Genomic DNA, 14,035 nt, shown 5'->3' on the forward strand with positions numbered 1-14,035 from the left:
TTTCTCCTATTGCGCTGGATGCCATTTTCATGCCGACTTCTTGAAGCCGCCGGCCTGCGTCGCGACGCGGTCGATCTTCACCACGTGGCTCACGTAGATGCCTGGCGTGACGATGGCCTCGGGATCGAGTTCGCCCAGCTCCACCAATTCGTGCACCGTCGCCACGGTGCGCCGGGCTGCCGTGGCCATCACCGGGCCGAAGTTGCGTGCGGACATGCGGTAAGTCAGGTTGCCCCAGCGATCACCCCGCTCGGCCTTGATCAGCGCCACGTCGCCATGGATGGGGTACTCCAGCACGTAATGTTTGCCGTCGATCTCGCGCGACTCCTTGCCCTTGGCAAGCTCGGTGCCGTAGCCCGTCGGGCAGAAGAAGGCGCCAATGCCGGCCCCGGCGGCGCGCAGGCGCTCGGCCAGGTTGCCCTGGGCTACCAGTTCCAGCTCCAGCTGGCCGGAGCGGTACAGCCCGTCGAACACATAGCTGTCGACCTGGCGCGGAAAGCTACAGATGATCTTGCGCACCCGGCCCGCCTTCAGCAGGGCCGCCAGGCCCGTGTCGGCGTTACCGGCGTTGTTGTTCACCACGGTGAGGTCGCGCGCGCCCTGCTCGATCAGGCCGTCGATCAGTTCGCCTGGAATGCCGGCCGTGCCGAAGCCGCCGATAAGCACGGTGGCGCCATCCTGAATGCCCGAAAGGGCCTGGGCCACGGAATCCGCAATCTTGTTGATCATGGGAGGTGGGGGTGCAAAAGGTGAAAATTCGGGTCCCGCCTGAGCGGCTGGGCATTTGTTCGCATATAGAACAAATGTTCGTATAATGAATTTTAGGACCAAATCCCAATGAGCGACAGCCCCCCGGAGATCGGTGATAACCCTAAGCCAGGCGACAGCTATGTGCAGTCGTTCGCCCGCGGCCTGGAGGTGATCCGCTCGTTCAGCGCCACCGCGCCGCAGCAGACGCTGAGCGACGTGGCCGCCCGCACCGGCCTCACCCGGGCCGGCGCGCGGCGCATCCTGCTCACGCTGCAGACGCTGGGTTATGTGGACACCGACGGCCGGCTGTTCCGCCTCACGCCCCGCATCCTGGACCTGGGCTTTGCCTATCTGTCGTCCATGCCGATCTGGGACCTGGCCGAGCCGACCATGGAAGCGCTGGTGGACCAGGTGCACGAGTCGTGTTCGGCCGCCGTGCTGGACGGCCGGGACATCGTCTACGTGCTGCGCGTGCACACTCACAAAATCATGAGCACCAACCTCGGCGTCGGCTCGCGCCTGCCGGCCTTCTGGACATCGATGGGCCGCGTGCTGCTGGCCGGCCAATCGGACGACGCGGTGATGGCGCTGCTGCAAAACCTGCCTCGCCGGCAGTTGACCCCCCACACCCTGCTGGACGACGAAAACCTTCTGGCCGCCGTGCGGCAGGCGCGCACGCAAGGCTGGTGCCTGATCAACCAGGAACTGGAAGAAGGCCTGATCTCCGTCGCCGCGCCGCTGCGCAACCGCGCCGGGGAGACTGTGGCAGCGCTCAACATCAGCGGACAGGCCAACCGCACCAGCGCCGAGATGATGCAGACACAGTTGCTGCCCGCGCTGCTCAAGGCGGCCGAGGCGATCTCTCGCACGCTGGGCACGCGCCGCCGCTGAACGAGGCCTTTGTCAGCCATGCCGTCATGACCACGGCCAACCGAAGGCCGGTTACACCTGTTGAGTTTTCCCCACAGGCGGCTCGGGGAGCCCTTTGAAAATGACCGTGCTCAAGAAGGCTTCAGTTTTAGTGGTTACGATTGCTGACAAATAGACAGTCGCCCGCGGCTGCCTCCCCGCTATCTCTGTCCAAGCACCTTTCCTAGAAGACTCCCATGAACAATCTCAAACTGGGCGTTCGCCTGGGCCTCGGCTTCGGCGTAGTGCTGCTGCTGATGGCCATCATCACCGGCATGAGCCTTTTTCGCCTGGCCGACCAGGACGAAGCCTCGCAGCAGCTCATCACCGACCTGTACCCCAAGGCCGCCGCCAGCCAGCAGCTGTCGTACCTCACGATGGACACGGCACGCCTCGTGCGCAACCTGATCATCCTGGCTGACGAAAATTCCATGGCCCCGAACAAGGCCGCACTGGACAAGAACATCGCGACCACCGGCACGCTCGTCGGCACGCTGGAAAAACTGGCCGACACCGCCGAGGAGCGTGCCCTCATCCAGGACATCAAGGCCCAGAGCGCGACCTACATCGCCTTCAGCCAGGAAGTCGCCACGCTCGGCATCCAGAACAAGAACGAAGAAGGCCAGCAACTGCTGTTCGGCCCGCGCTATGCCATCCAGGGCACTTATCTCGCCACGTTGCGAAAGATGGTCGAACTGCAGGAAAAGAACATGCAGCAAGGGGGCGAAGTGGCCCATGCCGCTTACCTGAACGCCCGCATGATCGTCTGGATCGTGGCGCTCATCGCGGCCCTGATCGGCATGGTCTGCGCCTTCTTCATCACCCGTTCGGTCACCGCCCCGCTGCAAGACGCCGTGGACGCCGCCGACCGCGTGGCCGATGGCAACCTGAGCGTGCCGATCGTCTCGCACTCGAAGGACGAAACCGGCACGCTGCTCACCGCCCTGCAGCGCATGCAGAACAACCTGGTGCAGACCGTGAGCGCCGTGCGCGGCAACGCCGAGAGCGTGGCCACGGCCAGCGCCGAAATCTCCCAGGGCAACAACGACCTGAGCCAGCGCACCGAGCAGCAGGCATCGGCCCTGGAGCAAACCGCCGCGTCGATGGAAGAGCTGGGCAGCACGGTGCGCCAGAACGCCGACAACGCACGCCAGGCGAACCAGTTGGCCCAGGACGCGAGCGAAGTGGCCGTCAAGGGCGGTGAGGTGGTGAACCAGGTGGTGGACACCATGAAGGGCATCAACGAGAGCTCGCGCAAGATCGCGGACATCATCTCGGTGATCGACAGCATCGCGTTCCAGACCAACATCCTGGCGCTCAATGCCGCGGTGGAAGCCGCCCGCGCGGGCGAGCAGGGCCGCGGCTTCGCGGTGGTGGCCAGCGAGGTGCGCAGCCTGGCGGGCCGCTCGGCCGATGCGGCCAAGGAAATCAAGGACCTCATCAGCGCCAGCGTGGAGCGTGTGGAACAAGGTACGGCGCTGGTGGACCAGGCCGGCAACACCATGACGGAAGTGGTGACCTCCATCCGCCGCGTGACCGCCATCGTGGGCGAGATCAGCGCCGCCAGCCGCGAGCAGAGCGACGGTGTGGCGCAGGTCGGCGAAGCCGTGGTGCAGATGGACCAGGCCACCCAGCAGAACGCCGCGCTGGTCGAGGAAAGCGCAGCAGCGGCCTCCGGCCTGCGCGTGCAGGCCGACCAACTGGTGCAGGCCGTGGCCGTCTTCAAGCTGGCCGCCGGCAGCGGTGCTTCTTCTGCCTCATCTGCCTACGTGGCATCAGCGCCAGCAGCCCCCGTGCGCAAGCCGGTCGCCCTGCCCGCACGCGCCGCCCCAGCACCAGCACCGAGAGCGGTGGCCCAACCGGCGCGCGCCCGCCTGGCTGCACCTTCGGCCACGGCACCCGGTGCAGCGAAGCCCACGGCAGGCAAAGCCCCTGCGGCATCGAAGGCACCCACCCAGAAGCCGCGCGCGATGGCTCCGCCGCCCGCCAACGCACCGGCTGCAGCGCCCGCATCGGGCGGCAAGCACAACGCCGACGACTGGGAAACCTTCTGATAAACCCTGGGATCGGGGCACGCACCCAGCCGCAGGCCGTGCCGGCGCTCCGCATACCGGAATGCCTGCGGCCGAGCATTGCAGGAAGGCCCCAAAACCCCTGTGGCCCGTGCTACGCTGGCTGACATGTTCAACCCTTCCCAAGCCGATGTGCGGCGCTTTTTCTGCGCCGTGTACGCCAAATCCCAGGCCGGCCAGCCCATGGAAGCCATCGAGACGCTGGCCAGCCTGTGGATCGCGGAACACCCCGAATACCACTCCGACCTCGCCGATGTCGATGCGGCCCTGGCCCGCAATTACGACGAGACGCCGGACCGCGCTAATCCGTTCCTGCACCTGTCGATGCACCTGTCCATCAGCGAGCAGTGCAGCATCGACCAGCCGCGCGGCATCCGCCAGGCCGTCGAGCTGTTGGCCGCACGCCTTGATTCGCTGCACGATGCCCACCATGCCGCCATGGAGTGCCTGGGGCAGATGCTGTGGGAAAGCCAGCGCTCCGGCCGCCCGCCCGATGGCGATGCCTACGTCGCCTGCGTGCAGCGGCGCGCCACCCGGGACTGATGCCGGCTCCGCCGCCACCACCGCACCACACCACCAAACCATGCTCGGGACCGAACGCACTCCGACACCTGCCTTGAAGGCCGGGCGCTGCACGGCGGAGCTCTCTGCGGCGCACCGCCGCGCCCATCGGCCGGGGACACCCAACGCCCCTGCACCGGACAGGACGGCCTGACATGCGCCGGTGGCAGATCTCCCTGCGCACCGCCATTGCCGTACCGTTCGCCGTTCTGTTCGCGGCCACCGCGGGGCTGCATGCCTTCACCCAGCAGCGGCAGATCGGCCACCTGATCGACCAGGAGAGCGTTCGCCTGCTGAACGCGGTAACGCAAACCTCGCAGGACCGCCTGTCGCGGTTCCTGTCGCGGCCTTTCGAAATACAGCGCGAAATCGCCGATGCGATCGGCCGCCACGGCCTCTACCAGCCCGGCGACATGCGCCCCATTCACGAGCACCTTCGCGCGGTGTTCGATGCGCTGTACCGCGACGAACGGCAGATCAGCCTGCTGAGCTTCGGCAGCCGCGACGGCGAATACACCGGCCTGCGCCGCGAGGCGGACAGCTACCGGCTGATCCTCAAGGACCGCTCCACCGAAGGCCTGATGCACGTGTACCAGACCGGCACGCCCGATTCGGTGTCGGCATCGTTTCGCGGCTACGACCCGCGCGTGCGGCCCTGGTATGTGCCGGTGGCCCGCACCGGAAAACCCGGCTGGTCGCCCATCTACACCACCGCCGGCGAGCGTGCCGATGTGACCATCTCCGCCGCCTCCGCCGTGGTCGCCAACGGCCAGATGGTGGGCGTGATGGAAGCCGACGTCCGGCTCGACACGCTCAACCATTTCCTGCGCGACGACCCCTTGCGCGGGCACGGCCACATCTTCATTCTGGACGTGGACCAGCGGCTGGTAGCGCAGTCCGAAGGCGGCTCGGTACTGTCCGAGCAGCCCGTTTCACGCACCGGCGAACGGGAGCGGCTCACCGCCGGGCTGAGCGCCAGCGCGCCCATCCGCGCCGCCGCCGCCGCCCTGCCGCGAACCCGGTCCGACGCGGGAATGGACTTTCAATTCCAGCACAGCGGCGAACGCTACTTCGCACGCGTCACCCCGTTCACGCAGCAGCCCGGCATCGACTGGCGCATCGTGGTGCTGCTGCCCGAATCCGACCTGCTGGGCGACACGCGCGTGATCAGCCGCCGGTACATCCTCGCGGCCAGCGGCATCGCGCTGCTCGGGTTGCTGCTGGGCCTGTGGGTGGTGCAGCGCGTGGCGCGCCCCATCCTGCTCACCGCCGAAGCCGCCAACCGGCTGTCGCGCGGCGACTGGGAGCCCGGCCTGCTGCGCCACACCAGCGCACTGCGGGAGACCACCACCCTCATCCAGGCCTTCAACCAGATGGCCGACCGGCTCCGGCAGTCGTTCCTGCAGATGCGCGAGCAATTGCTGGGCGACCCCCTCACCCGCCTGCTCACCCGGCGCGGCCTGCTGGAAAAGGCCGACTGGACCTCCCCACGCTGGGCCGTGCTCAGCCTCGTGGGGCTGGATGCCTTTCGCGCCATCAACGACAGCGTGGGCTTCGGCACCGGCGACCGGCTGATGCAGGCCATCGCCGAACGCATGCGCCAGCGCCTGCCGGCCACCGTGCTGATGGCACGGCTGGGCGGCGACGAGTTCGCGCTGCTGCACCTGGATGGCGAGGCCGCGGCGGAAGACACCATCGGCAAGGCCGTGCTGGGCCTTTTCTCCACGCCGTTCTCGGTGGGCGCGGACGAGGTCATGCTCAACGCGTCGGTCGGCGTGGTCGCGGGATCGCTGGTGGGCGACCAGCTCGCAGAATGGCTGCGCAACGGCAGCATTGCCCTGGGCGAAGCCAAGCGCCGCGGCCGCAACCAATGCGTGGTGTTCGAGCCGTGCATGGTGGAGCAGTCGATGGAGCGCACGCGGCTGGCCATCGAGTTGCGCCAGGCGCTGGAAAAAGGCCAGTTCATCGTGCATTACCAGCCTGTCATCGACCTTGCCAGTGGTCGCGTCACAGGCGCGGAGGCGCTGGTGCGCTGGAACAGCCCCTCGCGCGGATTGGTTCCGCCGGGTGTCTTCATCCCCATCGCGGAAGAGTCCGACCTCATCCTGGCCCTGGGCGACTGGGTGCTGCGCGCGGCCACGCACGCCATTGCCCACCAGCTGGCGCAATTGCCCGAGGGATTCGACCTGCATGTGAACGTATCGGCCCGCCAGCTCATTCAATCGGATTTTCCCGCCACGCTGCAGCAGGTGCTGCGCGACAGCGGGTTGCCACCGGACCACCTCACGCTGGAGCTGACCGAGTCGGTGCTGATCGAAGACGACGGCGTGACGCAGGCGCGGCTGGCCGCCATTCGCGCGCTGGGCGTGAAGATCGCCATCGACGACTTCGGCACCGGGTATTCATCGCTGGCCTATCTGAGCCGGCTGCCGTTCGATTGCCTCAAGATCGACCAGCGATTCGTGCGCAACCTGCTGCATTCACCGCAAGACGCGGCCATCGTCACCGCCGTGCTCAACATCGCCCAAGGGTTCGGCGTGACCGTGGTGGCCGAGGGCGTGGAAACCGAAGGCGAGGCGCGGCAACTGCGGGCCATGGGCTGCGCCCAGGCCCAGGGCTATCACTTCGGCCGGCCAGCGCCGCTGGAACTGTTCGACCGGTCCGTGCGGGGGTAGAGCCCCTCTGCACGGTGATCGGTGCGCCGTCAGGCGGTAAGTGCGCTGCCGATCCGGCTCAGCGATACCGTACCCGTGCCTGCGACCTGTATCTCCACCTGCTGGTTCTGTTTGCCGACCGGCAACGTCAGCGTCGCACCGTCCTGACCCACCGCACCTTGATTCGGTCGATTGGCCGCCAGCACTGCCATCGCCTGCTGCAAGGTGGTTTCCACAACGCGCGCCGCCTGCTCACCTGTTTCTCCGCGGTAGTTCGCCCCTTCGACGATGCAGCGGACCCCTTCGGAGAGCCGCGAAAACCCGATGCGCCGACCCTGCGACAGCCAGTTGGCGATGGCGTAGCCCACTTCCATCGGAGACACGGCCGTGTTCGCCAAACTGAGGGTTTCCAGCGCACCGAACAGCGCAGGCAGCAAGGCTTGCAGCGCTGCGTCAGCCGCTTCTTCGCGCTGTGCGGCGGTTGCCTGCGCCAAGCCCGGCAGCGTGTTGGCCAAGTGCAGATAGGTCCGGTAGTAGTCGGCAAACTCGCGCGGCGTGTGCGATAGGCGAATGCCGAACGCTGCAGCTTCTTCCTGCAACGCCTGCGAGGGAGCCGAGCCGTCCGCCGCGAGCCCAGGCAATGCGCACAGCGCCATGGCATCGAGGAGCTCTATGCTCTGGAACACAGGCGAATCGGCCACGCCGAGCGAACCGACGAAAGCCCGTGCGCTCTCGAAATCCGCCGCCGTCAGCAGCCGATGCTCGCGAAGAATGCGCTGAACCTCCGCCGTCACCGCAGGTTCTGCATCGCCCGATTCCGACCGGGCCAAAGTTTGCAGATCGCTCAATTCCAGCGTCATCAGCTTGCCCGGGCTGACCATCAGGCCCATGCCAGGCAGCAGCGCCAGGGCGGAGCCGTGAAGACCTTGCTGGACGTCGTTCACCAGCGCCGCTTCATCGGAAAAATGGTAGTGCGCGCTGGGTGAGGTGATCGCCCAGTTCAGCCATTCCTGGCCACCATCGACCAATGCCAGGGCAAGCCGCCCGGACTCCGACAATTCGGAAGGTTTGACTAGAAAACGCCCCACGATGGAAATGCTCATGCGATGGCCCCCGTTGCAATGCAGATTGGAAGGAATGACGAACAGGATTTGAGCGCTGGCGCGCCGCACCCCTGAAGGACCGATGCGGCACCCAGCCATTCGGTCAGCGGGTGCCGCGACCAAAATATAACGCTCGCGCACGGCCGTTCTTGCAGGAACCGGCCAAAAGAAAACCCGCCGGGCGGCGGGTTTCAAGGAAAGCGACGGGGAAGTGATTCCCCGTGAACGAATTAGCGGAAGCGCGACTGCGGCACCACTTGCAGTTCGCCATCGAGCGAGCCGATGTAGCCGGCCAGTGCCTTCAGCTCGGCATTGGTGAACTGCTTGGCGATGCCCGCCATGATGGCGTTGGAGCGGCCCAGGTGGGCATTGTTCGGATCGGCCTTGTAGGCCTTCAGTGCCACGAAAAGGTAGTCCGCATGCTGGCCGGACAGCTTGGGGTACGACGGATCGATGGGCTTGGAGAAGTTGTCGCCATGGCAGGACACGCACGCGCCCTTTTGCAGCAGCTGCGCCACCTGCGCGCTGGGCTCGCGGGTGGGCTTGGCCGGCAGGTTGGCGCCTTCGCGCACCTGCGCTGAGTAGTAGGCCGAGACATCGGCGATGTCCTGGTCGGTGAGCGAATCGGCAATGCCGCGCATGGTCGGGTGCTTGCGATCGCCCTTCTTGTAGGCGTTGAGGGCCGAGGCGATGTAGCGCTCGCCCTGTCCCGAAATCATGGGCACTTTGTGCACTTCGGGAAAGCTGGCCTGGTACCCTGGAATGCTGTGGCAGCCGATGCACATGGCGATCTTGCCTTGGCCCGCCTTGGCATCGCCCTTGGTCTCCTGGGCCTGCGAAACTGCGGTCACGCAAGCGACAGCCAGGGCGAATATCGTGGTCAACTTCTTGTTCATTTTGCGCGCACAATCTCGTGGAAGTTTGTCGGTGCTCGGGCAGAAAACGATTATAGCCAGCGCCTTTCCAGGCCTTTTATCAACGATTACCCTATTTACGGCCCATGAAATTCCAAGGCTCACAGAGTTACGTTGCCACCCAGGACCTGATGCTCGCGGTGAACGCGGCCATCACTTTGCAGCGGCCGCTGCTCGTCAAGGGCGAGCCGGGGACCGGCAAGACGATGCTGGCCGAGGAGGTCTCGCGCGAACTGGGCATGCCGCTGCTGCAGTGGCACATCAAGTCCACCACCAAGGCGCAGCAGGGCCTGTATGAGTACGACGCCGTGAGCCGCCTGCGCGACAGCCAGCTCGGCGATGCCGAGAGCAGCGAGCGCGTGAAGGACATCCGCAACTACATCGTGCAGGGCGTGCTCTGGCAGGCCTTCACGGCCGACCAGCCCGTGGCGCTGCTGATCGATGAGATCGACAAGGCCGACATCGAATTCCCGAACGACCTGCTGCGCGAGATCGACCGCATGGAGTTCTACTGCTACGAAACGCGCGAACTCATCCGCGCCAAGCACCGGCCGCTGGTCTTCATCACGTCCAACAACGAAAAAGAACTGCCCGACGCCTTCCTGCGCCGCTGCTTCTTTCACTACATCAAGTTCCCCGAAGCCGAGACGATGCGCAAGATCGTCCACGTGCATTTCCCCACGCTCAAGAGCGAACTGCTCGCCGTGGCGATGAAGACGTTCTACGACGTGCGCGGCCTGCCCGGCCTGAAAAAGAAACCCTCGACCAGCGAACTCATCGACTGGCTCAAGCTGCTGGTGGCCGAAGACATTCCGCTCGAAGCCCTGCAAAGCGCCGACCAGAAAGTGTCCGTGCCGCCGCTGGTGGGCGCCTTGCTGAAGAACGAACAGGACGTGGGCCTGTTCGAGAAGCTGGTGTTCATGAACCAGCGCAACCGCTGAAGGGCGCGCGATGAGCAGCGCGCGCCGCCTGTTGATGGAAGGCCTGTCGGACGCCGTGGGCTTCGTGGGCGGTGCGCTCGCGGGCTACTGGATCGGCCACCTGCTGGGCTTCGACATTTTTTCTTCGGGCTATGGCCCGTCCAGCCTGGCGGGCATCGCGCTCGTGGGCCTGGGCGGCGGCTTCGGCCTGCAAGCGGCGCGGCGCTGGCGCGCCAGCCGCTTACCGCGCGACAAGGAGTGATTCTTTCCATGGCTTTCGTTGAACCCGTCACCCTGCGCGATCGCGGCATCCGCCTGGAGCCCCTGGCACTGTCGCACGAAGAGGGTTTGCGCGCCGCAGCCACCGACGGCGCGCTGTGGACGCTGCGCATCACCTCCGTGCCCGAGCCGCAGGATGTGCGCGCCTATATCGAAACTGCCCTGGCGGGGCGCGAGCAGGGCCACCGGTTCGCATTCGCCGTGGTGCAGGAAGACACCGGCAAGGTGCTGGGCACCACCAGCTACCACGACATCGTGCCGGCCGTGAAGCGCGTGGAGATCGGCTTCACCTGGTATGCCAAGAGCGTGCAGCGCACGCACGTCAACACCACCTGCAAGCTGCTCATGATGGGACACGCCTTCGAGACGCTGGGCAGCCACGTGGTGGGCTGGCGCACCGACAACTACAACTTCGCCTCACAGCGCGCCATCGAACGCCTGGGCGCCCGCAAAGACGGCGTGCTGCGCGGCCATGCGCTGCGCCGCGACGGCACCATCCGCGACACGGTGATGTACAGCATGCGCTCGGGCGAGTGGCCCGAGGCCAAGGCCCAGTTGCTATACCTTTTGCAGCAGCACACCCTAGTGGAATAAGCGCCAGACGGCTAAAAGGCTTCAACCCATGCTGATCGATTTCTTCTACACCCTGCGCGCCGGCCAACTGCCGGTGTCGGTGAAGGAATACCTCACGCTGCTGGAGGCCCTGCAGGCCGGCGTCGTGGGCCCGAACTCGGACGACGCCTGGAGCCTGGACGATTTCTACCACCTAGCGCGCACGGTGCTCGTGAAGGACGAGAAGCACTTCGACAAGTTCGACCGGGCCTTCGGCGCCTATTTCAAGGGCGTGGAGATGGTGGCCGATTTCCGCAAGGACATCCCCGCCGACTGGCTGCGCAAGATCCTGGAGCGCGAACTCACGCCCGAGCAGAAGGCGGCCATCGAGAAGATGGGCTGGGACGAGCTGATGGAGACGCTCAAGAAGCGCCTGGAAGAGCAGAAGGAGCGCCATGAAGGCGGCAACAAGTGGATCGGCACAGGCGGCACCAGCCCGTTCGGCCACGGCGGCTACAACCCCCAGGGCGTGCGCATCGGCGGCGCAGGCAAGAACAAGAGCGCCGTGAAGGTGTGGGACCAGCGCGCCTACAAGGATTACGACGACACGCAGGAGCTGGGCACGCGCAACATCAAGGTGGCGCTGCGGCGGCTGCGCAAGTTCGCGCGCGAAGGCCATGAGATGGAGCTCGACCTGCCAGACACCATCCGCAGCACGGCGGCGAACGCGGGGTACCTGGACATCAAGATGATTCCCGAGCGCCACAACAATGTGAAGGTGCTGCTGCTGATGGACGTGGGCGGCACGATGGACGAGCACGTGCAGCGCGTGGAAGAGCTTTTCTCGGCCGTGAAGACCGAGTTCAAGCACCTGGAGTTCTATTACTTCCACAACTGCGTGTACGACTTCATGTGGAAGAACAACCGCCGCCGCTTCGCCGAGAAGTTTCCGACCTGGGACATCATCCGCAAGTACAACAAGGACTACAAGCTCATCTTCGTGGGCGACGCCACCATGAGCCCGTACGAGATCCTGCAGCCCGGCGGCAGCGTCGAATACAACAACGAAGAGGCCGGGGCCGAATGGCTGCAGCGGCTGATCCACGCCTTTCCCCGGTTCGCCTGGATCAACCCCGAGCCGCAGGGCGTGTGGCAGTACCGGCAGAGCATCGGCATCATTCAGCAGATCGTGGGCCAGCGCATGTACCCGCTGTCGCTGAAGGGCCTCGAAGAGACGATGCGGCTGCTGTCCAAATAACCCGGCCGGGCAGCGCAGCGCGCGCCGCTGTCTGACAGCGCCTGAGCACTTTTCAGGCCATAGTGCCCCCAATTGCCGCCACGCCTTTCAGGTTGAGGCGGCTTCGCAGCCCCTTCCCGCCAGCCTTATCAAAGCCCTCTTTTACGTGTCCCTCAACGCCCTCCATTCTTCGAGACGATTCCCGACGCCGGCCTTGTGGCCGGCGTTGCTGCTTTCGAGCCTCGTGGCGCTGCAGGGCTGCAGCCTGCTGCCCGGCGCGAAAGAAGGCACGGTCGACAACAACACCATTCAGTCCGACGCCGGAGCCGGCACGGGGCCGGATGCGTTTTCGCTGGAGGTGCGGGGCCCGGAGGCCGTTCGCGAATACCTCACGCGCCACATGGAACTGCAGCGCTTTCGCCAGTTGCCCGACCTGCAGTCCAGCGAAATCACCCGCCTGCTGGGTGCGGCCGAGGCCAATGCCCGCGAACTGCTGGGCACCCTGGGCTACTTCAGCCCTACGCTCACCATCACGATGCAAGAGACGCCCGACGCCGCAGGCGCGCCGCGCACCATCACGGTAGAGGTGGAGCCCGGCCCGCAGACCCGCGTGGCCAGCGCCGACATCGATTTCACCGGCGCCGAAGCCGACTCTCCGAAGTTCGCCAACCGCCGGGCCCGCCTGCAGCGCAGCTGGTCGCTCACGCCCGGACAGCCCTTCACGCAAGACGCATGGGACGGCGCCAAGTCCCAAGGTCTGCGCCAGTTGCAGACCAGCCGCTACCCCACGGCCAGCATCGCCAAAAGCCGCGCCGAGATCGATGCCGACCGCAACGAAGCCAAGCTGGGCGTGACGTACGACCCCGGCCCGCCCTACCGCTTCGGCGCACTGCGGGTGCAAGGCGGCGAACGCTACAGCGCCGACGGAGCGCGCCGCATCGCACGGCTGCCCACCGGGGCCGACTACAGCGAAACCCAGTTGCTCGACGCCCAGTTGCGCCTTGCCAGCAGCGGCTATTACGACGCCGTGTTCCTGTCCCTGGAGACCGACGGCACCGATCCGCAGGCGGCGCCCGTGGTGGCTCAGGTGCGTGAGGCGCCGCTGCAAAAGGTGGTGTTCGGCGTGGGCCTTTCTACCGACAGCGGCCCGCGGCTGAGCGTGGACCACATCCACAACAAACTGCCCGGCATCGGCTGGCGCGCAGTCAGCAAGGTCTCGGTGGACCGCAAGAACAAGCTGTTGTCCACCGACTGGACCGACTTGCCGGGCGAAGACGGCTGGCGATGGTTCACCGGCGCACAGGTGCAGCGCGAAACCACCGGCGACTACGAGGTCAACAGCACCCGCCTGCGCGGCGGCCGCAGCAAGAGCACCGACCACATCGACCGCAGCTATTTCCTGCAGCACGACACCGCCAAGAGCCAGGGCACGGATGCGCCGCCCTCCAGCGCAGCCATCAGCGCCAACTATGGCTGGACGGGCCGCTACTTCAACAACACGACCAACCCCACACGCGGTTTCGGCCTGGCCGCCGAACTGGGCGTGGGCACCACGCTGCGGCCCGAGCGCGACCCATTCGTGCGGGCCTACGCCCGATGGCAATCGTTCTATCCTATGGGCCGCGTGGACATGGGCGAGGGCGTGACGCGCACCAGCCGCCTGGCGCTGCGCGCCGAAGGCGGCGCGGTCATTGCACGGCGCGGCGCCGAGATTCCGGTGACCACGCTGTTCCTGACCGGCGGCGACACCACGGTGCGGGGCTACGGCTACCGCGAAATCGGCGCGCGCACCACCAACGGCCAACTGTATGGCGGCCGCTACCTGACCGTGGCCAGCGCCGAATGGCAGCGTCCCATCGAATTCCGCGGCAACCGCACCGACTTCGAAAGCGCCGTGTTCATCGATGCCGGCGCCGTGGCCGACCGCGCGGGCGACCTGGACCCGCGCGTCGGCGTGGGTGCGGGCCTGCGCTGGCGCAGCCCGGTCGGCCCGCTGCAGGCCGACGTGGCCTACGGCGTGCAGGCCAAGCAACTGCGGCTGCACCTACGGCTGGGTTTCAGCTTCTGACCCCCACCCGAGACCT

The 14,035-nt window shown here is 66.2% G+C and carries 12 protein-coding genes; 9 read left to right on the forward strand and 3 right to left on the reverse strand.

The window, feature by feature from the left end:
- Window positions 1-27 precede the first annotated feature (27 nt).
- The gene (locus BLT03_RS06765) at window positions 28-729 is read right to left on the reverse strand and encodes a 3-oxoacid CoA-transferase subunit A (RefSeq protein ID WP_092741594.1); all 702 of its coding nucleotides are present in this window, start codon (window positions 727-729) and stop codon (window positions 28-30) included.
- A gap of 108 nt (window positions 730-837) precedes the next feature.
- Here BLT03_RS06765 and BLT03_RS06770 point away from each other — a divergent pair, with 108 nt between their 5' ends.
- From BLT03_RS06770 to BLT03_RS06785, 4 genes are all read left to right on the forward strand, one after another.
- On the forward strand, window positions 838-1,641 hold the full coding sequence (locus tag BLT03_RS06770) for an IclR family transcriptional regulator domain-containing protein (RefSeq protein ID WP_092741596.1): 804 nt from the start codon (window positions 838-840) through the stop codon (window positions 1,639-1,641).
- 215 nt (window positions 1,642-1,856) lie between these two features.
- Window positions 1,857-3,713: a methyl-accepting chemotaxis protein gene (locus BLT03_RS06775; RefSeq protein ID WP_092741598.1), complete on the forward strand. Its 1,857-nt coding sequence runs from the start codon at window positions 1,857-1,859 to the stop codon at window positions 3,711-3,713.
- Between the two features lie 126 nt (window positions 3,714-3,839).
- Complete coding sequence (locus BLT03_RS06780) at window positions 3,840-4,274, forward strand: DUF1841 family protein (RefSeq protein ID WP_092741600.1); 435 nt, start codon at window positions 3,840-3,842, stop codon at window positions 4,272-4,274.
- A gap of 173 nt (window positions 4,275-4,447) precedes the next feature.
- A complete protein-coding gene (locus BLT03_RS06785; protein WP_092741602.1) occupies window positions 4,448-6,967 on the forward strand; it encodes a bifunctional diguanylate cyclase/phosphodiesterase in 2,520 nt (839 codons plus the stop codon).
- A 29-nt stretch (window positions 6,968-6,996) separates the two neighbouring features.
- Here BLT03_RS06785 and BLT03_RS06790 read toward each other — a convergent pair whose 3' ends face one another.
- A complete protein-coding gene (locus BLT03_RS06790; RefSeq protein ID WP_092741604.1) occupies window positions 6,997-8,049 on the reverse strand; it encodes a hypothetical protein in 1,053 nt (350 codons plus the stop codon).
- A 230-nt stretch (window positions 8,050-8,279) separates the two neighbouring features.
- Window positions 8,280-8,945 carry a c-type cytochrome gene (locus tag BLT03_RS06795; RefSeq protein WP_092741606.1) on the reverse strand — a complete coding sequence of 222 codons (666 nt, stop codon included), beginning with the start codon at window positions 8,943-8,945 and terminating at the stop codon, window positions 8,280-8,282.
- 104 nt (window positions 8,946-9,049) lie between these two features.
- Between BLT03_RS06795 and BLT03_RS06800 the strand changes: the two genes are divergently transcribed.
- From BLT03_RS06800 to BLT03_RS06820, 5 genes are all read left to right on the forward strand, one after another.
- Entirely contained in the window at window positions 9,050-9,904 is an 855-nt protein-coding gene (locus BLT03_RS06800; RefSeq protein ID WP_092741608.1) for an AAA family ATPase, read from the forward strand.
- Between the two features lie 10 nt (window positions 9,905-9,914).
- Window positions 9,915-10,145, forward strand: coding sequence for a hypothetical protein (locus BLT03_RS06805; RefSeq protein ID WP_092741610.1), 231 nt, complete (start codon window positions 9,915-9,917; stop codon window positions 10,143-10,145).
- An 8-nt stretch (window positions 10,146-10,153) separates the two neighbouring features.
- Complete coding sequence (locus BLT03_RS06810) at window positions 10,154-10,756, forward strand: GNAT family N-acetyltransferase (RefSeq protein WP_092741612.1); 603 nt, start codon at window positions 10,154-10,156, stop codon at window positions 10,754-10,756.
- 28 nt (window positions 10,757-10,784) lie between these two features.
- Window positions 10,785-11,972, forward strand: a complete 1,188-nt coding sequence (locus BLT03_RS06815) for a vWA domain-containing protein (protein ID WP_092741614.1) — start codon at window positions 10,785-10,787, stop codon at window positions 11,970-11,972.
- A gap of 193 nt (window positions 11,973-12,165) precedes the next feature.
- On the forward strand, window positions 12,166-14,019 hold the full coding sequence (locus BLT03_RS06820; RefSeq protein ID WP_245711266.1) for an autotransporter assembly complex protein TamA: 1,854 nt from the start codon (window positions 12,166-12,168) through the stop codon (window positions 14,017-14,019).
- The last annotated feature ends 16 nt before the right edge of the window (window positions 14,020-14,035 follow it).

Origin of the sequence: Paracidovorax valerianellae, from assembly GCF_900102625.1 — a bacterium.
GTDB lineage: Bacteria > Pseudomonadota > Gammaproteobacteria > Burkholderiales > Burkholderiaceae_C > Paracidovorax > Paracidovorax valerianellae.